Annotated in this window: 19 protein-coding genes; 8 read left to right on the top strand and 11 right to left on the bottom strand. The window is 63.9% G+C overall.

Annotation, left to right across the window (positions count from 1 at the left end):
• Positions 1–18: 18 nt before the first annotated feature.
• The 3 genes from ACYG9R_RS13695 to ACYG9R_RS13685 all read left to right on the top strand — a co-directional run bounded on the left by ACYG9R_RS13695 (position 19) and on the right by ACYG9R_RS13685 (position 2,468).
• On the top strand, positions 19–816 hold the full coding sequence (locus tag ACYG9R_RS13695; protein ID WP_023684035.1) for an N-formylglutamate amidohydrolase: 798 nt from the start codon (positions 19–21) through the stop codon (positions 814–816).
• A gap of 12 nt (positions 817–828) precedes the next feature.
• Positions 829–1,137, top strand: coding sequence for a DUF1244 domain-containing protein (locus ACYG9R_RS13690; protein ID WP_023673120.1), 309 nt, complete (start codon positions 829–831; stop codon positions 1,135–1,137).
• A 155-nt stretch (positions 1,138–1,292) separates the two neighbouring features.
• A complete protein-coding gene (locus ACYG9R_RS13685) occupies positions 1,293–2,468 on the top strand; it encodes an MFS transporter (RefSeq protein WP_023825026.1) in 1,176 nt (391 codons plus the stop codon).
• On the opposite strand, the gene ACYG9R_RS13680 is transcribed toward ACYG9R_RS13685, so the two are convergent.
• A complete protein-coding gene (locus tag ACYG9R_RS13680) occupies positions 2,432–3,340 on the bottom strand; it encodes a LysR family transcriptional regulator (protein WP_023825027.1) in 909 nt (302 codons plus the stop codon). The genes ACYG9R_RS13685 and ACYG9R_RS13680 overlap by 37 nt on opposite strands.
• Positions 3,341–3,434: 94 nt before the next feature.
• Between ACYG9R_RS13680 and ACYG9R_RS13675 the strand changes: the two genes are divergently transcribed.
• From ACYG9R_RS13675 to ACYG9R_RS13655, 5 genes are all read left to right on the top strand, one after another.
• Complete coding sequence (locus ACYG9R_RS13675) at positions 3,435–4,391, top strand: SDR family oxidoreductase (protein ID WP_023825028.1); 957 nt, start codon at positions 3,435–3,437, stop codon at positions 4,389–4,391.
• A 178-nt stretch (positions 4,392–4,569) separates the two neighbouring features.
• The gene (locus tag ACYG9R_RS13670) at positions 4,570–5,430 is read left to right on the top strand and encodes an FAD binding domain-containing protein (protein ID WP_460221831.1); all 861 of its coding nucleotides are present in this window, start codon (positions 4,570–4,572) and stop codon (positions 5,428–5,430) included.
• Positions 5,430–5,912: a (2Fe-2S)-binding protein gene (locus ACYG9R_RS13665; RefSeq protein WP_023825030.1), complete on the top strand. Its 483-nt coding sequence runs from the start codon at positions 5,430–5,432 to the stop codon at positions 5,910–5,912. Before ACYG9R_RS13670 ends, ACYG9R_RS13665 begins: the two co-directional genes overlap by 1 nt.
• Entirely contained in the window at positions 5,909–8,173 is a 2,265-nt protein-coding gene (locus ACYG9R_RS13660; RefSeq protein WP_023825031.1) for a xanthine dehydrogenase family protein molybdopterin-binding subunit, read from the top strand. The genes ACYG9R_RS13665 and ACYG9R_RS13660 overlap by 4 nt, the downstream gene beginning before the upstream one ends.
• A 23-nt stretch (positions 8,174–8,196) precedes the next feature.
• Positions 8,197–8,442, top strand: coding sequence for a MoaD/ThiS family protein (locus ACYG9R_RS13655; RefSeq protein WP_023684042.1), 246 nt, complete (start codon positions 8,197–8,199; stop codon positions 8,440–8,442).
• A gap of 275 nt (positions 8,443–8,717) precedes the next feature.
• Here ACYG9R_RS13655 and ACYG9R_RS13650 read toward each other — a convergent pair whose 3' ends face one another.
• From ACYG9R_RS13650 to ACYG9R_RS13605, 10 genes are all read right to left on the bottom strand, one after another.
• A complete protein-coding gene (locus ACYG9R_RS13650) occupies positions 8,718–9,560 on the bottom strand; it encodes a hypothetical protein (protein WP_352445323.1) in 843 nt (280 codons plus the stop codon).
• Positions 9,557–9,949 (bottom strand): phage holin family protein, encoded by a 393-nt coding sequence (locus tag ACYG9R_RS13645; protein ID WP_023693628.1) that lies wholly within the window; start codon positions 9,947–9,949, stop codon positions 9,557–9,559. The genes ACYG9R_RS13650 and ACYG9R_RS13645 overlap by 4 nt, the downstream gene beginning before the upstream one ends.
• Positions 9,946–10,554, bottom strand: coding sequence for a hypothetical protein (locus ACYG9R_RS13640; RefSeq protein WP_023825032.1), 609 nt, complete (start codon positions 10,552–10,554; stop codon positions 9,946–9,948). The genes ACYG9R_RS13645 and ACYG9R_RS13640 overlap by 4 nt, the downstream gene beginning before the upstream one ends.
• Positions 10,555–10,814: 260 nt before the next feature.
• On the bottom strand, positions 10,815–11,270 hold the full coding sequence (locus ACYG9R_RS13635; RefSeq protein ID WP_081725537.1) for a manganese catalase family protein: 456 nt from the start codon (positions 11,268–11,270) through the stop codon (positions 10,815–10,817).
• A 301-nt stretch (positions 11,271–11,571) separates the two neighbouring features.
• Positions 11,572–11,988 carry a DOPA 4,5-dioxygenase family protein gene (locus ACYG9R_RS13630; RefSeq protein WP_155923330.1) on the bottom strand — a complete coding sequence of 139 codons (417 nt, stop codon included), beginning with the start codon at positions 11,986–11,988 and terminating at the stop codon, positions 11,572–11,574.
• A 348-nt stretch (positions 11,989–12,336) separates the two neighbouring features.
• Positions 12,337–12,495: a DUF3309 family protein gene (locus ACYG9R_RS13625; protein ID WP_023734747.1), complete on the bottom strand. Its 159-nt coding sequence runs from the start codon at positions 12,493–12,495 to the stop codon at positions 12,337–12,339.
• A 96-nt stretch (positions 12,496–12,591) separates the two neighbouring features.
• Complete coding sequence (locus ACYG9R_RS13620) at positions 12,592–15,762, bottom strand: efflux RND transporter permease subunit (protein ID WP_023825033.1); 3,171 nt, start codon at positions 15,760–15,762, stop codon at positions 12,592–12,594.
• Between the two features lie 81 nt (positions 15,763–15,843).
• Positions 15,844–17,022 (bottom strand): efflux RND transporter periplasmic adaptor subunit, encoded by a 1,179-nt coding sequence (locus ACYG9R_RS13615; protein ID WP_023825034.1) that lies wholly within the window; start codon positions 17,020–17,022, stop codon positions 15,844–15,846.
• 518 nt (positions 17,023–17,540) lie between these two features.
• Positions 17,541–18,671: a patatin-like phospholipase family protein gene (locus tag ACYG9R_RS13610; protein ID WP_023825035.1), complete on the bottom strand. Its 1,131-nt coding sequence runs from the start codon at positions 18,669–18,671 to the stop codon at positions 17,541–17,543.
• Positions 18,672–19,056: 385 nt separating this feature from the next.
• Complete coding sequence (locus tag ACYG9R_RS13605; RefSeq protein ID WP_023693621.1) at positions 19,057–20,145, bottom strand: citrate synthase/methylcitrate synthase; 1,089 nt, start codon at positions 20,143–20,145, stop codon at positions 19,057–19,059.
• Positions 20,146–20,178: the final 33 nt, after the last annotated feature.

The raw sequence follows: 20,178 nt of genomic DNA, 5'->3' as shown, positions 1-20,178 counted from the left end.
AACAGACCTTTCCAGCCAATGACCCGATCCACAGTTTTCGCGCCTTTCGATATTGTCGAAGGCGACCGCAAGCGAGGCATCGTGCTTGTCGCCGACCATGCCCGCCGCGACCTGCCGGAGGAGTATGGCAGTCTAGGCCTGCCGGCGGCGGAACTCGATCGCCATATCGCCTACGACATCGGTGTCGAGACGGTGACGCGCGAACTTGCCGCAGCGCTCGACGTGCCGGCGGTGATCGCCAATTTTTCGCGGCTGCTGATCGATCCCAATCGCGGCGAGGACGACCCGACGCTGATCCGCCAGCTCTATGACGGCACCGTCGTGCCGGGAAACTATCCCATGGCACCGGCCGAACGCGAAAGGCGGCTCGACGGCTTCTACCGGCCTTATCAGGACGCGGTCGGCGCCATGATCGCGTCGGTGGCGCACGCCTCAGGCAAAGCGCCGTTCATCTTCTCCGTACACTCCTTCACCCCTGTCATGCAGGGCTTCATCCGCCCTTGGCATGTCGGCATATTGTGGGACCTCGACGACCGCGTGGCGCGGCCGCTGATCGACATGCTGGCGCAGGATAAAAACCTCGTTGTCGGCGACAATGAACCCTATGACGGCGCGTTGCGCGGCGACACCATGTTCAAGCACGCTATCGTCAACGGCTTTGCCCATGCGCTGATCGAGATCCGCCAGGACCTGATATCAGACCGCAAGGGGGCGCTGGCCTGGGCGGAACGGCTGGCGCCGATCGTTGACGCCATCGACCGCCGTCCCGATATACATCAGGTGAAGATGTTCGGCTCGCGCACCGGGCCGCTGTGAGGATCCAAGGCAATGACCGAACTCAGCGATGACCAGAAACGCGATTTCGAGGCCGCGGCCTTCCGCCGGCTTGTCGATCATCTGCGCGAGCGCAGCGATGTGCAAAACATCGACCTGATGAACCTCGCCGGCTTCTGCCGCAACTGCCTGTCGAACTGGTATCGCGAAGCGGCCGAGGCTGAGGGCGTCGATCTCGGCAAGGATCAGTCGCGCGAAATCGTCTACGGCATGCCCTATGCGCAATGGCAGGCGCTGAACCAGACCGAGGCTTCGGACGCCAAGAAAGCGGAGTTCGAGGCAAGACGGCCGAGGGATCACTGAAGTAGCGCGCGGTTCACAGGATTGACGTCGGCGGGACAGCGCCTAACGGTTTCCCCTTAGATGTGGCCCACAAGCTTTTCGCAGCCAAGCGCTTGACGAGAAATTGAATCGATCTAATTTGCCGCGCAAAGCCATTCCTTGACCGGATTCGGGCCATGAACGCGCAAAACACCATGCAGAGCGCCCTTCAGGGGCGATGGGCCGTAGCCGCGATCTTCCTCGCCAACGGATTCCTGACCGGCAGCTGGGCGCCGCAGATTCCGGTGTTCCTGACCCGGCTCGACATCTCGAAATTCACCCTCGGTCTGCTGATCCTTCTGTTCGGCGTCGGCGCGGTCGCGGCCATGAGCTGGTGCGGCCATCTGATCTCCAGGCATGGCTCGCGCACCGTGTTGCGCTGGTTCGGCCTGTGCGGCAGCCTCGGCCTGCTGGTCGTGGCGCTGACGCCCAACGTGCCGCTGGCGTCGATCGCCATGATCATCTTCGGCGGCTCGATCGGCGGCATGGATGTCGCCATGAACGCCAATGCGGTGGTGGTCGAGCGCCGGCTCTCCCGCGCCATCATGTCGTCGTCGCACGGCTTCTGGAGCCTCGGCGGTTTCGCCGGTGGCGGTCTGGGCGGTTACGCCATCCAGACTTACGGCCACCTCGCCCATGCGGCTGTAGTCACGATCATTGCTTTTGCCGTCATCGCCGTGGCGGTCGGCTACCTCATCGCCGAGGACAAGCCGCAGGCCGCCGAGCATCACAGATTAACGCTGCCGGCCAACCCGCTGGTCTATCTTGTCGGGCTGATGGCGCTGCTGACGATGATTTCCGAGGGCGCCGTGCTCGACTGGGCAGCGCTTTATCTCCGGCAGGAGCTCGGCGCCGACCTCGCCATCGCCGGCCTTGCCTACGCCGCCTTCTCCGGCGTCATGGCTGTCATGCGCTTTTTCGGCGACGGCGTGCGCAACCGCTTCGGCGCGGTGGCGACGCTGCGCGGCTCGGCGGTGGTCGCCGCCGCCGGCATGCTGGTCGCCGGCCTGTCGCCTTCGCCCTGGATCGCCATCGCGGCTTTTGCCCTGTGCGGCTTCGGCATCGCCAATATGGTGCCGATCATCTTCTCGGCCGGCGGCAACCAGGAAGGCATGTCGTCGGGCACCGGCATGAGCGTGGTCACCACCATGGGCTATTCCGGCATATTGGTAGCGCCGTCGGCGATCGGCTTCGTCGCCGAGCATTCCAGCTTCGGCCCGATTTTCGTCGCCATGTCGGCGCTGCTGGTCGTCGTGTTGTTGATGGCTGGGCTCGCTCACCGCGCCGAATTCGCGGTCGCCCCCGCCGAATAGCGCTTCAGCTCCTCGTAGAGGAAATCCGCGACGCGGCGGATGCGCACACTGGTGCGCACGTCGCGATGCATGGCCAGCCACACCGGCAGGCTGGGCAGTGGCAGGCCGGGCAGCAGTTTCTCCAGCGACGGGTCGCTGTCCGTCAGCGGCTCCTGGCCAAGACCGACGCCGTTTCCCGCCCGCAGCGCTTCCCACAGCACGATCTGGTTGTCGGCCCTGAAGCGGAAGCTGCTTCGGGTGACGGGGATGCCGGCCTGGGTAAAGCCCCGGATCATCTCGTCGCTGCGGTCGAAGCCGATCAGCGGATGGTCGAGAAGATCGGCGGGCTTGAGCGGGCGGCCGTGCTGGTCGAGATAGGATTTCGCCGCGCAGCAGCAGAGCTTGATATCGCAGACCTTGCGCGCCGTCAGCTCGTTCTGCGCCGGCTTGACCATGCGGATGGCGATATCGGCATCCCTTCGCAGCAGGTTCTCGACCTGGTTCGAGGCGACGATCTCGACCTCGATGCCGGATTCCTCGATGCCGAGCCGCGCCGTCATCTTCGGCAGCACATAGGCCGCCACCACCTCGCTGGCGGCAATGCGCACCGTGCCTTCGATCGCCTCGACCGAGCCCAATGCCAATAGTGAGAACGCGCTCGCCTGCTCGCTCACGGCCTTGCCGCGTTCGAACAGCGTGGCGCCTGCTTCCGTCAGCGCATAGCCGCGCCGCCCGCGCCGGAACAAGGTGACGCCCAACGCCTGTTCGAGCTCACCGATGTGACGCCCGAGCGTCGGTTGGCTGGCCGACAGTTTGCGCGCTGCGGCCGACAGGCTGCCGGTCTCCGCCACGGTGACGAAACTCTTGATCAGGTTCCAGTCGATGTCTTCCATTCATTTATGAATAACAAATCTGCATCCATAGTCAATTTTCATTCGCGTATGAACGCATCATATTCGCCGTGCAAACACAGACACGGAGAAGAAAATGACCAAGATCGCAATTCTGGGCGCCAATGGCCGGCTCGGCCGCGTGGTTGGCAAGGCCTTCATCGACGCCGGTTTCGATGTCCGCGCCGTCACCCGCAGCGGCAAGGTCCCGGCCGAACTCAAGGGCGCCACCGCCGTCGCCGGCGATGCGCTCGACCGCGAGGCGCTGATCCGCGCCACGCAAGGGGTCGACATCATCTTCAACGGCCTCAACCCGATCTACACCGACTGGGGCAAGTGTCTGCCGATGGCGGAGAACGTCATGGCCGCCTGCCATGCCAACGGCGCGCTGCATTTTTTCCCCGGCACTGTCTACAACTACGGCTCGCCGATGCCTGAGGTGGTCACCGAAGACACGCCATTCCGTCCGACCACCGAGAAGGGCCGCATCCGCTGCGCCATGGAAGCGCTGTTTCGCCGCGAGGCCGATGCCAGCCTCGTCCGCACCATCATCCTGCGCGCCGGCGATTTCTTCGGCGGCACCGGCAGCGGATCATGGTTCGACCTCGTCGTCGCCGCCAAGATGAGCAAGGGCGTCTACACCGCGCCCGGCCCTGCCAACCTCGTGCATGAATGGGCCTATTTGCCGGACTTCGCCATCGGCTTCGTCGGCCTGGCGCGTAATCAGGGCAAGCTCGGCTTCTTTGAGGCGCTCAACTTCCCCGGCCACGCCGTCACCGACATGGACATCAAGGCCGCGGCCGAGAAGGCGCTGGGCCGTCCGCTGAAACTGACCTTCATGCCCTGGTGGGTGCTGCGCGCCGGCAGCCCGTTCGTGGCGATGTGGCGCGCGATCGTCTCGATGTCCTATCTGCGCTTCGAACCGCACCGGCTCGTGTCCGACCGGCTGGAAGGCATCATCGGCGAAGTCCCGCACACCCCGCTGGACGAGGCCGTGGCCGAGGCATTGAAGGACATCGGCATCAGCCTCGACAATGCAAAAGACGCCGCTTAAATGCATGTCGCCCAGAAGTGTGCGCGGTTCTGGGACAACGACATGCATCAAAACAAAGACTTTAGACAAAAATCTCTCTCGCGGTGCTGGCCCAATCGCTGGAAATCAGCAACCGGATGGTCATTATGAGGAGACTGTTTATAACGGTCGGCGAGATCACCATCACCAAGGGGAGACGATGCGTTACATACGTCCGCTTTCAATCGAAGACGCCGTTGGCCTGCTGGCCGACGCTTCCGGCACATCAGCCATTCTCGCTGGAGGCAGTGACCTCCTCGTTCGGATGAAGGGCGGGTTTGTCGATCCCGACCTGATCGTCGATATCAAGGCGATCGAGGGCTTGAGCGAGATCAGGCAGACGGCCGACGGCTTCAGCATCGGCGCCACCGTCCCCTGCGCCGTCCTGGGCGAGAGCGCGGTTCTGAAGAAGGCCTGGCCCGGTGTCGTCGAAGCGTCGAAGCTGATCGGCTCTAAACAGGTCCAGGGCCGCTGCACCATCGTTGGCAATCTGTGCAACGCCTCGCCGGCCGCCGACAGCGTCCCGGCCTTGGTGGCCGCCGCCGCAAAGGCCGTGGTTGCCGGTCCCTCGGGCAAGCGCACCATTCCGGTCGAGGCTGTGCCGATCGGGCCTGGCAAGACCTCGCTCACCAAGGGTGAGATCGTCGAGGCGATCCTGCTCGACAAGCGCGCGCCGCGTTCGGGCGACGCCTACCTCAAATTCATCCCGCGCACCGAGATGGACATCGCGGTGGTCAGCGCCGGCGTGAACCTGACGCTCGACGAGCATGGCGTCATAACAGCCGCCCGCGTCGCGCTGGGCGCCGCGGCCCCGACCGTGCTTCTGGTGGAAGAAGCAGCCGAGGCTCTCATCGGCAGGAAGCTGGATGAGGCGGCACTTGAGCGGCTCGCCAAGATCTGCGCTGGGGCCTGCCGCCCCATCGACGACAAGCGCGGCACCATCGAGTTCAGACGAAAAGTTGCGGGCGTGCTGGCCGGACGGGCCGCGACCACCGCCTACGCACGCGCAGGAGGCAAATGATGGCCGGTGTAGCAGTTTCAACGACGATCAACGGCGACAGCGTCGAATACCTTTGCCAGCCCGACGAGACGTTGCTCGACGTCCTGCGCGATCGGCTCGGCCTGACCGGCGCCAAGGAAGGCTGCGGCACCGGCGACTGCGGCGCCTGCTCGATCGTTCTCGACAATCGGCTGGTCTGCTCGTGCCTTGTGCTCGGCGCTGAAGCCGAAGGCAGGCATATCGAGACCGTCGAGGGCATGGCGCATGGCGATCAGTTGCATCCGCTGCAGCAGAAATTCCTCGAGCATGCGGCCCTGCAATGCGGCATCTGCACGCCGGGCTTCCTGATCGCGGCGAAGGATCTTCTGGCCAAGAACCCCGATCCTACCGAGGAAGAAATCCGCTTCGGCCTCGCCGGCAACCTCTGCCGCTGCACCGGCTACGACAAGATCGTGCGCGCGGTCCAGGATGCGGCCAATGTGATGAAGGGAGCGCACGCATGAACTTCGATCCACGCTTTTCGGGCCGCAAATTCTCCTCCGTCGGCACGCGGCCTATCCGTCCCGACGGCGTCGACAAGGTGACGGGCCGCGCCCGCTACGGCGCCGACTTCAACATGGCGGGACAGCTGGTCGGGCGTGTCCTGCGCAGCCCGCATGCGCATGCCAGGATCCTCAAGATCGACACTTCGAAAGCGGAAAAGCTGGCCGGCGTGAAAGCGGTGATCACCGCCGCCGACCTGCCCGATCTCACCGATGGCGATGCCGCCATGTACGACGTCCTCGACAATTGCATGGCGCGCGGCAAGGCGCTCTATGACGGCCACGCCGTGGCCGCGGTCGCCGCCGTCGATGCCCGCACGGCCAGGCAGGCGCTGAAGCTCATCGAGGTCGAGTACGAGCTTTTGCCGCACGTCACCGATGTCGACGAGGCGATGAAGCACACCGCCCCGTTGATCAACGACGCCATCTTCACCGAGGGCCTCGAGGAAAAGCCGGCAAAACCCTCCAACGTCACCAAGCGCAGCCAGTTTGGCCATGGCGATGTCCATCAAGGCTTTGGCCATGCCGATGTCATCGTCGAGCGCTCGTTCAAGACCGAGCAGACGCACCAGGGCTATATCGAGCCGCATGCCTGCGTGGCGAGCGTCTCGTCCGACGGCACCGCCGACCTCTGGGTCTGCACGCAGGGCCATTTCGTCTACCGCCAGCATTGCGCGCAACTGCTCGGGCTGGAAGCCTCCAAGCTGCGCGTCACCTCCTCGGAGATCGGCGGCGGCTTTGGCGGCAAGACCCATGTCTGGGCCGAGCCGGTGGCACTCGCTCTGTCGCGCAAGGCAGGACGGCCGGTGAAGCTGGTGATGACCCGCGACGAGGTGTTCCGCGCCTCGGGTCCGACCAGCGCCACCTCGATCGACGTCAAGATCGGCGCCCGCAAGGACGGCACCATCACCGCCGCCGAAGCGACGCTGCGCTACACCAGCGGCCCCTATGCCGGCACATGGGCCGAGATCGGCGCCATGACGGCCTTCGCCTGCTACAAGCTCGATAACGTCAAGACGGTCGGCTTCGAAGTGCTGGTCAACCGGCCGAAGACCGCGGCCTATCGCGCACCCTCCGCACCGATGGCGGCGTTCGCGGTGGAAAGCGCTGTGGATGAGCTGGCCAAGGAGCTTGGAATGGATCCGGTCGAGTTCCGCATCAAGAACGCCGCGCAGGAAGGCACCCGCTCTTCCTATGGCCCCGTCTACGGCCCGATCGGCATCGGCCCGACGCTGGAGGCGGCCAAGCACCATCCGCACATGAAGGCCCCGCTGGGCAAGAACCAGGGCCGCGGCATGGCATGCGGCTTCTGGTTCAATTTCGGCGGGCAGACCTGCGTGGACCTGAACATCGGCATGGACGGCTCGGTGTCGCTGGCCGTCGGCACGGTGGACGTAGGCGGTTCGCGCGCCTCGCTGTCGCTGGTGGCGGCGGAGGAGCTCGGCATCGACTATGCCCAGCTCAAGGCGGTGGTCGCCGACACGTCCTCGCTCGGCTACAACGACATGACCGACGGCAGCCGCGGCACCTTCTCGTCCTCGATGGCGACCATCTCGGCCGCCCGCAACGCGATCAAGATCCTGCGTGAGCGCGCCGCCCAGACATGGGACATCCCCGTCGACGACGTGGTCTGGGAAAACGGCCACGCCATCGCCAAGGGCGAAAAATACGGCAATCTTGCAGCCCTGTCGCTGAAGGAGATCGCCGCCGCTTCCGGCAAGACCGGCGGGCCGATCGCCGGCCACAGCGAACTCGTCGCCGACGGCGCCGGCGTCTCCTTCGCCACCCATATATGCGACATCGAGGTCGACCCCGATACCGGCTCGACCAGGGTGATCCGCTACACGGTGATCCAGGATGCCGGCAAGGCGGTGCACCCGACTTATGTCGAGGGCCAGTACCAGGGCGGTGCCGCGCAAGGCATCGGCTGGGCGCTCAACGAGGAGTATATCTACGGCAAGGACGGGCGCCTCCAGAATGCCGGCTTCCTCGACTATCGCATCCCGGTCTGCTCGGACCTGCCGATGATCGACACGCAGATCCTCGAGATACCCAATCCCAACCACCCCTATGGCGTGCGCGGCGTCGGCGAAACCTCGATCGTGCCGCCGCTGGCGGCGATCGCCAATGCCGTCTCCAACGCAGCCGGCGTGCGCATGACCCACATCCCGATGTCGCCGCCACGGGTTCTCGCCGCGATCGAGGCGGAACGGGGAGGCTAGGGCAAAATGAGGTTCTTGCCCTAATGGTCGAAGTGACGCTCTGGGGCGCGCTGGGCCAGCTCGCCGGCGGCCAGAGCAAGGTCGAGGTCGAGGCCAAGGACATCAGGGAGCTGTTCAGGAAACTGGCTGAACAGTATCCCGGCATCGAGCCCTGGATCGAGAAGGGCATCGCGGTGGCCATTGACGGGACGATTTATCGCGATACGTGGTCGAAGGAACTGCCGCCGGGGGCGGAGATTTTTCTGCTGCCGCGGCTGGCTGGGGGGTGAAGTGGGGTGTCGCCCTACGTCCCAGAGCGGACCGGCATCCTCGGTCTGCGACCTTCAAGTGCAGGTCGGTCCTCGCCTAGATACCAGTTTTGCTGACCGCGTGTTATCGGCGGCGGGTTGGCCAATAATCCAGAGAACCTGATCCGCTGGATTACTATCGGCAAGGGACATCAGTCCGCACACCGCTCTGAAGTGACTCGAGCGGGTCACCGTTTGACGGACAACACCGGCCCCTTTCTGGAGAGGCCGGCTATCGTTGATCCAGGATCATCAAGCTAGGTTTGGCGCTGAGACGTATCGGAAATACGTTCGCGCACGGCATGCTCGGTCTTGTCTGCTGTGGACTTCACGATCTCGCCGAGCTGATCGGCTATCGTGTCTGCTTCCATATCTTGCCGGCCAGCTTCCTGCTTGATGGTCTCATAGGCTTCGGCGGCGACCTGCTTGGCCTCATCGAGGCCCCTATTGAGCAAAGTTTCGGCGGAATCGCGAAGCTTGTCGCCATAGGCGCCTAGTTGCTCGTCCTCCGTTGCGGTATGGGGCAGCATTGCACCTATAGCGGCGCCGATGGCGAGACCGACGGCCGCTACGGCCAAGGGTTGGTCCTCCAACAGATCTTGCGCGGAGCGGCTGGCTTTCGCCGCCATGTCCCCAGTCGTCGAGCTTGCATTGGCAGCGCTTCCCGTCAGACCCGCCGCAGCGGCTCTTGCGGTGCTCGATATGGTGTCGCCGACGCTGGCAGCGCTCGAGGAGAGCGATTCCGCGGCGTCGGAGAGCGTGCCGCCCAAGCCGCCGCGCTCCCCTGCTACATCATGTCGTCCCGGCGCTGAAGGCAATGGATAGCCAGCCGAACGGTGGGCTGTGTTTGAGGTACCGCTGCCGAACATCAGCCAGGCCAGACCTGCGCCCACCATGGTGACCGGCAAAGGATTGTCTCGGACCTGCGTTCTGAGATTTCTGAGCATGGCCGCGCTCTCCCCTCCCGAGAACAGCCCGGTGAACTCATCCAGCAATTGTCCAGGCGTCATCTTGCCTCGAATGGATTCGGCGGTCTCCATCACCCGAGCGCGAGCAGCCTCGGCCTCGCGTTCAAGTTCGGCTGCGGATTTCTCGTTCATCTCACCTGTTCCTTAATCGCGCTCGCGTCGCGCTTGAGCTGTCCCTGGGTCCGGTCGGGGGTAAGTTCCGAAGGCGCCATGCTGGCCGTCCCCGTCCGCAGCAGGATGACGCCGAGGACCGCCACGACCACACCGACCAGCAGGGAAGACCATCCCGCGCCAAGCCCTGCCCGCGTCAGTGCGATAATGAGCGCCTGCAGCAACACCAAGAGCGCGGCGAGCAGGCAAATCGCGCCGCCCAGCACTTCCGCGGCACCTGCTCCGGCTTTGGTAAGCTTTTCAGAGAGCTCGGCCCGAAACAGCCTCGCCTCGGTTTGCACCAGAGTGGTTACATTCTGGGCCAAATCGGTGACTAGCCCGGCAAGGCTGGGATTGTCCTGGTTGTTCATCTGTCCTGCTCCGCGATCTGCGTGGCGCCATCATCGCCGACCACGCCAAAATCTTGTGGACGATCAGCGGACCAACCCTGTGGCTGATCGGTGTGTGATCTGAGGCCTCCCGGAGCGGCCTCAGAATCGGGCGTTGCCGGCGGAGAAGCCTTGATGAACCGCCCGAGAGCCAATCCGGCCAACACCGATCCCGCAAGCAGGACACCGGGATTTTGCCGGCCGAAGGACTGGACGTCATCAAGGACTTGGCTAAAGGGCTTCTGTTTCAAGGACGATGAAAGCCGCTCAAGGCCACTGGCAGCATCCAAAGCGAATTTCGATGCGTTCCTTTCATCGTTGCTGGCAAGGTGATCGCTGGCCGCTCGCAGTGCACCACCCAACGCCGCCAAGCTCGATCCGATGTCGCGCTGCGCCTCCTCCGCCTTGTCGGAGATGACCTGCGTGGCTTCAGATGCATAGTCGCCAGCCTTACGGGTCACCTCGTCCCGCGCGTCGTGAAGCAACTCGCTGGCACGCTCATTTTCCTGGCGAAGTCTTTCGGAGACGTCGCTTTTCGCCTTGTCGAAATCGGTGGGCTGTCCACCCTGATCCTTCTCATGCTGCATGAGGCCACCTAGTGAAAACCGAGGAAGGAGAGGACCGCGAGCACGACGACGATAAGGCCGATAAGATAGATTACACTGTTCATGTGCACGTCCTCCGTAGCTTTCCAACTTCGACGAACCTGCGATGTTCCGTAAGTGAGAGCATTTATCTCAGCCGAAACGAAGAGCTTCGTCAGGCACGCACCCAGTCACCAGTGAGTTGCCCTGTCCCTCGTGGGCAGGAGCCGAGTGCCGGCTGCCTCCTGTATTGCAATGTTTGCCTATTCGGCGGCCCCGCCTCGGCGTACCGGCGACCAGGGAGAACTCTCCCTTGCCGTCCATCGACGGTCCATCCTCCAACGGCCCCGCGCTGGTTCGATACCTTCGACGAAGCAATTGATGAAGGCATAGGATACGTCCTGATACACACGGGAAGGAGTTGGGACCGGCAGAAACGCGTTAAGTCCGCCCATGTCTTCAATGGCCGTGAGCCACTGCTGTGGGTGCATGGTGTCGCGCGCAATAAGGAAGGACACGATGTCCTTCATGCCGGGATCGTTGGTCATGTTGTACAGGCGGGTAGCAAGTACGCGGCCACTTCCTTCCGCAGTGACGTTTGCGACCATATCTGCGCAAGATTGCCGCCGGCGTAGGGATGCGAAGCATTGAAGGGAAACGCCGTTGGCGTTTTCAGGCAGTGCGGCCAGGCCGGTCGACAAGATTTGGCGGACGTTCATCCCGTTGAGGGCCGAGCCGCCGACCTGTCGGGGAAAGGCGGTAGCGCTTCCGCGACCACCTTACCCCCGCTGCTTTGACGCCATGCCCACCAGCTCGCCGACTCTGCGGCTGGAGATTGCACTCATCGCTAATGACTGCTGGGCGTACTTTTCTGGGGTGGATCGTGCCGGTCCGCCTGTACGCTCGAATTTCTGCCTTTGGGATTCCGCTGGGGCCAGCTCAAAGACCTGAGGCATGCCTGAGCTAGGCTACTGGTGAACGCGTCTCCAAGGCCAAGTCTCTACTTTGCAGAACGCCTCCCTACGCCCCCAACGTCGGCTCCGTATTCACCTCCAGCGCCTCTTCCGCCTCATCTTCCTCGCCGAGCACCTCCCCATGCACCCCCAGCGGCCGGCCGATCCAGATCGGATCGACGAGATGGTCGCGTTTGGGGTTGGTGGTGTTGGGGTGGATGAGAATGCTCAGGCCGCCGTGGTTCAGCATCAGCCATGGGACCAGCGTGGCGAAGATCTCGGTGGCGAAGGAGACCTGGTACATGGCCCGCTCATGCGGGCCGACCGGCTCGTCGCGCCAGTTGCCCAGTCGCACGCGGAAGCGTTCGCCGATGCGCAGGCGCAGCCATTCGGCCTGCTGCCGTTCGGCTTGCCCGTCATAGTAGATGTGGGCGTGATAGCTGGCGATCTCGGCGAGCGGCCTGGGCGGGCTGGCGGTGTTCACCTTGATGGCTCCCTCGGTGATTGATGTGCGGGCAGCGTATACGCAAGGGAGCGGGGCGGCCAAGGGGGAACAGCGTGTGCTCGTCATCTCAATTTCAGGCCAATCGCGTAGGCGTTCCCCCACTCCGTCTCGGCTTCGCCGAGCCACCTCTACCCCCACATTCGTGGGGGAGAGGAAATGCTAACCGCCGAGGTCGTGGCCTTGAAAAGCTTGGCATTTCCTCTCCCCCATGGACATGGGGGAGAGGTGGCCGCCCAGCGGCCGGAGTGGGGGCGGGCGCCGCCGTATGCCTATTGCCAGCACTTCATCGGGCGAGGAAACGCTGATCGCAGAGGTCTCTTGCCCCGATCAAACCCTGCCCATCAGCACCAGGATCAGCAGCACCACCAGCACAATGCCGACGATGCCCGATGGCCCATAACCCCAGGAGCGCGAGTGTGGCCACGCCGGTACGGCGCCGATCAGGATCAGGACTAGAACGATGATGAGGATGGTGCTGACGGTCATTAAGAGTCCCTCGCCTTGCTGGTCGGATACGGGGGGACAATGCAAAAGGCCGCCCGGTTGTTCCGGACGGCCTTTCGTCTGACTGGTCGAATGCAGCTATTCCGCGGCTTTCGGGAAGGCGATTGCCGGCTCATCGAGCGGACCCGGCTTCGGCCCTGTGGACGCATCCCTTTTCTTGTCGCGGCCGAACAGCCGGCGGAAGAAGGCATAGAAGCGGCTGTTCTTGCTGCGCGTGAAGATCATCAGCATCGACGGCGTCACCACAAGCGTCAGCAGGGTGGCGAACGACAGGCCGAAGACGATGGCCGAGGACAGCGAAATCCACCATTGCGTCGACGGTGCGTTGATCGTCGTCTCGTGATGGAAGATTTCGAGGCCGAGACCAAAGGCGATCGGCAGAACGCCGAGGATGGCCGAGACCGCCGTCAGAACCACCGGGCGGGCGCGCTCGCGGCAGGTCTGCAGCACCGCTTCCATCTTGTCCCAGCCTTCTTCGCGCAGCCGGTCATAGGTGTCGATGAGCACGATGTTGTTGTTCACCACCACGCCGGCCAGCGCGATGACGCCGATGCCCGACATGACGATGCCGAAGGCTTCGCCGGTCAGCAGCAGCCCCAGGAACACACCGATCGTCGCCATGACCACGCAGGACAGCACCAGAAGCACGCTGGTGAACTTGTTGAACTGCATCAGCAGCACCAGGAAGATCAGGAAGATCGCCGCGCCGAAGGCCTTGCCGAGGAAGGCGCTGGCTTCGGCGCTGTCCTCGTTCGACCCCGCCAGCTTCCAGCGTATGCCGCTGTCGAGCTTCATGTCGGTGACCGCCTTGGTCACCTCCGCCTGCACCGCCGCAACCTGGTTACCGGCGGCGACGTTGGCCTGGACGACCACGGTGCGGGCGCCGTCGATGCGGTTGAGGATGCCGACCGTCGGCTCCGGCTTGCGCACGACGAAGTTGGAGATCGGCACCGAGCCTTGCGCGGTCTGAACCCGGAGCTCGTCGAGCGTCGACAGCGTGCGCCGGTCTTCGGGCAGGCGCAGCCTGATGTCGACGGCATCGTCGGCGCCGGCCGGCCGGTACTCGGACAGCTTCAGGCCATTGGTCACCAGTTGCACCACCGTGCCGACGGCGGTCGGGCTGATGCCGTACTGCGCCGCCTTGGCGCGGTCGACCTCGAGCGCCCAGTCGACGCCGGGCGGCGGCAGGCCGTCGGAAACGTCGATGACACCGGGCACCTTGGCGATGCGCGCCGCAACGGCGCGGGCCTGGTCGTCGAGCCCTTTGGGATCGATGGCCGAAAGCCGGAGCTGGACCGCCTTGCCCGTGGGAGGACCGGCCTCCGGCACGCGCACTTCGACATCGACGCCGGGAATGCCGGCCATGACAGTGCGCAGCTCGTCCAGGATGTGGTTGGCCGATTTGCGCTCGCGCCAGTCGATGAACTCATACTGGATGACGCCGACGACGTCCTCCGGCACATCCTGGCCGCCGCCCTGCGTCTTGCCGACGCGGGTGTAAACCGATTTCACGCCGGGCCAGCCGAGCAGCCGGTTTTCGGCGATCCTGGTTGCCGTATCCATTTCGGCCAGCGAGAGATTGCCGCGGGCATGCACATAGAGCAGGCCGTAATCGGGCTCGACGCTGGGGAAGAACTCGACGCCGGCGCCATATTTCGAATAGGCGAAGCCGACGCCGGTGAGCAGCACGGCGGTCAGCACCAGCACGGTGATGGGGAAGCGCACCGCCTGCTTGACCAGCGCCATGTACCAGCCGTCGCGATTGTGTTCCTCGTGATGCTCCGGCGCCTTGGCGAAGAGCGCGCCAAGCGTCGGCGCGAACACCAGCGCATAAAGCATCGAGGCCGACAGCGTGACGATCAGCGTGATCGGCATGTATTTCATGAAGTCGCCGATGATGCCGGGCCAGAACAGCAGCGGCGAAAACGCCGCGATGCGCGTCATCGTCGCGGCGATGACCGGACCGGCCATGCGCTTGGCGGCAAGCGTGAAGGCTTCCGCCTTCGGCATGCCTTCGCCCATGCGCCGTTCGGCGAATTCGGTGACGATGATGGCGTCGTCGACCAGCATGCCGACCGCCAGGATAAGGCTGAACAGCACGATCATGTTGATCGTGTAGCCCATCATCGCAAGCAGCAGGATGCCGATCAGGAAGGATGACGGAATGGCAAGCCCGATCAGCAGCGAGGCGCGGCCCGACAGCGCATAGAGGATGACGATGAACACCAGGATGACGGCGATCATCACGTGGTTCTGCAGGTCGCCCAGCAGCTGGTTGACGAAGACAGACTTGTCCTGCGTGTAGGTGATGTTCATGCCTTCCGGCATCGTCTTGACATAGGCGTCGGACACTTCCCGCACCTTGGCCAGCGTGTCGATCAGGTTGGCGCCGATGCGCTTCTTGACTTCGATGGCGATGGCCGGCTTGCCGTTGAGGCGAGTGATGGTCTCGGCGTCGGCGAAGGTCGAACGCACCGTGGCGATGTCCTTCGCCTGCACGACGGCATTGGGGCCGGCGACCACCGGCAAGGACGCGACATCCTCGGGTGTCTCGATCAGCGACGGCACCTTGACCGCGTATTTGCCTTCCGAACCCTCGATATTGCCGGCGGCGACCAGGCTGTTGGAAGCGCCGACCGCGCCGATCAACTGGTCGAGCTGCAGGCCGTAGGAGGACAGCTTCATCGGGTCGATGACGACCTCGACGAGATCGTCGCGCGCGCCTTGTATGGTGCCCTCAAGAACGCCCGGGACTTCCTCGATGCGGTCGCGCAGTTCGCGCGCCGCCGCCGTAAGCACACGCTCGGGCACATCGCCGGACAGCGTGACGACCAGGACGGGAAACTCGGAAATGTTGACCTCGGTAACAACCGGTTCTTCTGCCGCTTGGGGAAGGTCAGCCTTCGCGTCCTGAACCTTCGAGCGTGTATCAGTCACCGCGGTGTCGACTTTTATAGACGGCAGAAACTCAAGGAAGACAAAGGCACCGCCCTGATAGGCGGATGATTTCATCTCCTTTAACCCCTTGAGACTCTTAAGCTTTGCCTCCAGAGGCCTAAGCAGAAGTCTTTCAGCGTCTTCGGGCGCGATGCCTTGATAGGCAACATTTATATAAACATAAGGGGTAGGAACGTCGGGTTCCGCTTCCTTCGGCGTCGACTGATAGGCGACCCAGCCCGCCAGCAGCAGGAACACCAGCACCGCAATGGTCAGCCGGGCATTGTTGATCGCGAGTTTGACGATATCCATGGCCTGTTCTCAAGATTTCAGGAGCCGCATTGCGGCCGGTTGTCCCCGCCCCGGCTGTCCCCGGCCGGGGCCGTTCCGGCGCTACTGCGTTGTCGCTTCGCCCAACAGCTTCTGGATGGTCGCCTGGTCGGCCTCGACCGGCTTGACTACGTCGCCTTCCTTGACGAGTTCCTGGCCGGCGACGATGACGCGGGCATCGGCTGGAATGCCGCCAAGCACCAGGCCCTTCGGCGAGTCGTCAACGAGGTCGATCGGGAAGAACACCACCTTGTTGTCCTTGTCGACGGCACGGATGCCAAGATCGCCCTTGTCGCCCAGCGTCACCACGGAGCGCGGCAACATGACGGCGTCGGTCGGCTGCGCGCTGAGCGCAATCTCTGCCGTCATGCCGGCCGGCACCGAGCCGTCGGCATTGGGGACGGCGATCTCGACGCGGAAGGTTCGGGTGGCCGACGAGGCGTCGCGGCTGATGTAGCGCACGGTGCCTTCGACGGTCTGGCCGCTGACCAGCCGGACAGTGGCCTTGTCGCCGAGCTTGAGATAGCCGAGGTCGCGTTCGCTGACTTCGCCGCGCGCAATCACCGGATCGAGCTTGAGGATGGTTGCCACCTCGCCGCCCTGCATGACGGAACTGCCGAGCTCCACCGGCACCCGGTCGATGACGCCGTCGAAGGGCGCCTTGACCAGATTGCGGTCGAGCTCGGCCTGCGCCGTTTCCAGCTGCGACTGCGCAGCGGTCAGGTTCGAACGCGCCGTGTCGAGCTGCAGCTTGGGCAGATTGCCGGTCTTCATGAGCCGCAGCGATGCGTCGAGTTCAGCCTGGCGCTGCACGACGAGCTGCTTGGCATTGTCGACCATCGAGATCTTTTCTTCCGCCGCAAGCATCAGCACGAGGTCGCCGGTCTTGACGTGATCGCCCTGCTTGACCGGCAGCTTTTCGATGACGCCGGCGACGCGCGTCGCCAGCACGGCGCGCTTGTCGGCCTCGGTCAGCCCGGAAATGCGGATGGCGCGGGCATGGGTCTTGCGCGGCGGCGTCACCACGGCGACGGTGCGCAGCGGCGCCTTCGGTTCGGCCTCGGCGGTCTTGGCTCCATCCGGCGCCTTGGCCTGATCGCCCGGCTTGGCCTGATCGCCTGCCTTGCCAGCACCTTCGACAGCGGCGCTGCCGACGGACGAGAACGCGCCTGTTCCCATCCAGGCGGCGAAGCCGATGAGCACGACAATAGCGGCAAGCTTGTGAAACCTGATCTTCGGCATCATTGTTTTTCCACTGCGGGGTTCGGCCAAGTCGTTATCCAACAGGAGTCCGTCGTCTAACAGCTACCGTGTCTTCCAACTCGGGCGCGTCGCCGATATGGGTGCGCGCCAGGCCGTGTTCAATTTGCCGTGAACGGCGAAGCCGCGCTTCTACATCAAAGTTGCATCGCAATACAGTCGAAAAGTTGCAGGAACATTGTGCCAGGCGATGTAGTGTGGCCAACGAAAACGGTTTTATCGGCGCCCCGTCAGGCGGCGGAACCACAGTCTCGGAACCATACGGATGTTGGAGGCGCTTTGTTTTCAAGGCGTTTTGAGCACCGACACCCCCTGTGCCCGCACTAGTTTTTGACGCTCAAATGTGGGCGCGACCTGCGTAGCCACTCAGTGAATGGCAGCAGGCGTCAGTATGATTTTGTATACCGTCACACGCAACGGTTGTTCCGGGACGGAAAGTCATCGGCGCTACTCCGATTTTCCGAACACTTCGCTGATCGTCTTGATCAATCCGGGCGGACTCAGGCCCGCCGGCGTTCCGCGTCCGGCTTCTTGCGGGCGGCGAGAAATTCCTTCACCCGCCGTCCCGGTGCCGGCCCGCGCACCGGTTTGAAGCCGTCATCGAGTTCGCCGGAAAGATCGAGCGTCGGCCGCTTGCCGACGGCGTCGTAATTCTCCTCCAGCCAGTCGCTCGCCGCTATGCGGCCAAGGTCGCGCAAATAGGTCAAAAAAGCCCATTCGGCGTTGACCTTGGATGACGCCGACAGATCCTTGAACGCTTCGTCGGCATCGATGCGGTGCATGCGGATGTCGCGGTATTCGCCAGGCGGCAGCCGGCCGGCGGCGATCAGTTCCTTGACGAAGGCGATCGAGCGGAATTCGTTCAGCAGCCCGGCATTGAAGGTGATCTCGTCGATGCGGTTCTGGATTTCGTTGGCGCTTTTCGGCGTGCCTTCGCGCACCACCGGATTGATCTGCACCAAAAGCACATCCTCGGTCGCCGCCGTCTTGAAGAACGGGAACAGCGCCGGATTGCCGCCATAGCCGCCATCCCAATAGGGCACGCCCTTGATCTCGACGGCGCGGAACAATTGCGGCAGGCAGGCCGAGGCCATCACCGTGTCGAGGTCGATCTCGCCATCGGAAAAGACGCGCAGCTGGCCGGTCTCGACATTGGTCGCCGAAATGAACAGCTCCATTGACTTGCAGGCGTGAACATTTTTGAAATCGATCTCCTGCTCGACCACGTCGCGCAGCGGGTTCAAGCCCAGCGGATTGGCGACATAGGGCGAAAACACTCGCGACATGGTGTCGAAGAAGAAATAGCCGGGCGTATTCTCGATCGACCAGTTGCCCCAGGCGACGTCCCACGGCATGCGCTGCACCGGGCTGAAGCGGCCCTTGGCCGCCACCGCGCGCCAGAAATCGTCGAGCTTTTGCCGTGCACCCTCGACGCCGCCGCGCACAAAACCATCGGCCAGCGCCACCGCATTCATGGCGCCGGCGCTGGTGCCGGACACGGCTGAAATGTCGAGCCTGCCATCCTCCAGCAGCCGGTCGAGTACACCCCAGGAGAAAGCCCCGTGCGAGCCGCCGCCCTGCAGCGCGATGTTGATCTTCTTCGTTTCCTCCGCCTTGCCGTTTTTGGTCATGGCGTTCCTGTTCGGTTTGGTCGCTGCTGCCTCATTCCGCCCGGAAATCGGGCGGGTTCGACGGCAGCGGACTTATATTGCAGTGCAGCATATAAGGGATGACCAAGGCAAGAACACGAACACGGTCGCGTGATCACATGAAATTTTGGTCATGGGGAATGCTCCTCCACGCCCAGGTCTTCGCCCTACGAATACCCCCACCCTTGATCCCTCCCCACAAGGGGGAGGGAGACTTGGTAGACGCTGATCTCAGCAAACCACCGACGTTTCGGCGGCGCGCGCCAGCTGCCCTCCCCTTGTGGGGGTCCGAAGGACGGGCGAGATTCGTGGCTCGCCCCGGCAAGCTAGGGTGGGGTCCTCTTCGCAACAATCTGAACTTGGAACCTCAGGCCACGAGGTCCGGCACCGGCCCGACATAGCGCGACTGTGGACGGATCAGCCGCCCCGTCGTCTGCTGTTCGCGCGCATGCGCGATCCAGCCGGCGACACGTCCGGCGGCAAAGACATTGCTGAACGCCTGTGGCGGAAAGCCAGCCGCCTCAAGCACAAGCGCTGTGTAAAACTCGACATTGGTCTGCAGCGAGCGCTGCGGCTTGGCGATCCGCAGCACTTCGAGCGCCGTGTGCTCGACCTGTTCGGCGAAGGCCAGGCGGCGGCCGGCTTCGCCCTCGCTGCCGAGCTGCCGCACGACGGCTTTCAGTACATCGGCGCGCGGATCGCGCACGCGGTAGATACGATGGCCGAAACCCATGATGCGCTCGCCATGCGCGACCTTCTCGCGCAGCCAACCGGCCGCGTCGCCATGCGCCTGGATTGCATCGAGCATCTCGATCACCGGGCCGGGCGCGCCGCCGTGCAGCGGCCCCTTGAGCGCGCCGAGCCCAGCCAGCACCGACGATGTCAGCCCGGCCAGCGTCGATGCGACGACGCGGGTGGCGAAGGTCGAGGCGTTGAGGCCGTGATCGCAGACGGTCACCAGATAGGTGTCGAGTGCCCTTGCCAGCGCCGGCGACGGGACGGATCCCTCGAGCATCCTCAGCATGTCGGCGGCATGATCGGCCTTCGCGTCAGGTGCGATCGGCTGCTCGCCACGCGCCAGGCGCAGCAGAGCCGGCGTCAGCACGGCGGGCGCCGCGATCAGCCGCAAGGCGTCCGTCGGTGTCTCGCCATCCGGCAGCAGCGCCATGCCGGCGCGCATGGCGCCATAGATCTCAATCGGTGCGAGCAGCGGCAGCGAGGGTGCAAGCCGCTCGAACAGCTCGACGCGAGCCTTGCCCAGCCTCGCTGCCAGTTCGGCATCGCCGGGAAGGCCGTCGAAGAAGCCGTCGAGCAACAGGCGAACCACTTGCGCATAGCGCCAGCGTCCCGCCAATTCCGGCAGCGAATGACCGCGGATCGTCAGGCGGCCGCCAAGGCCATCGACATCGGAGAGCACGGTCTCCGCCGCCACCACATCATCGAGCCCGTTCGGCATATCTCATCTCCTTGCAGCTTTTCTGCATGGGAG

It is taken from the genome of Mesorhizobium sp. RSR565B (assembly GCF_054719465.1).
The sequence above is the reverse complement of the archived record's forward strand: the minus strand, read 5'-3'. Positions and strand labels throughout refer to the sequence as shown.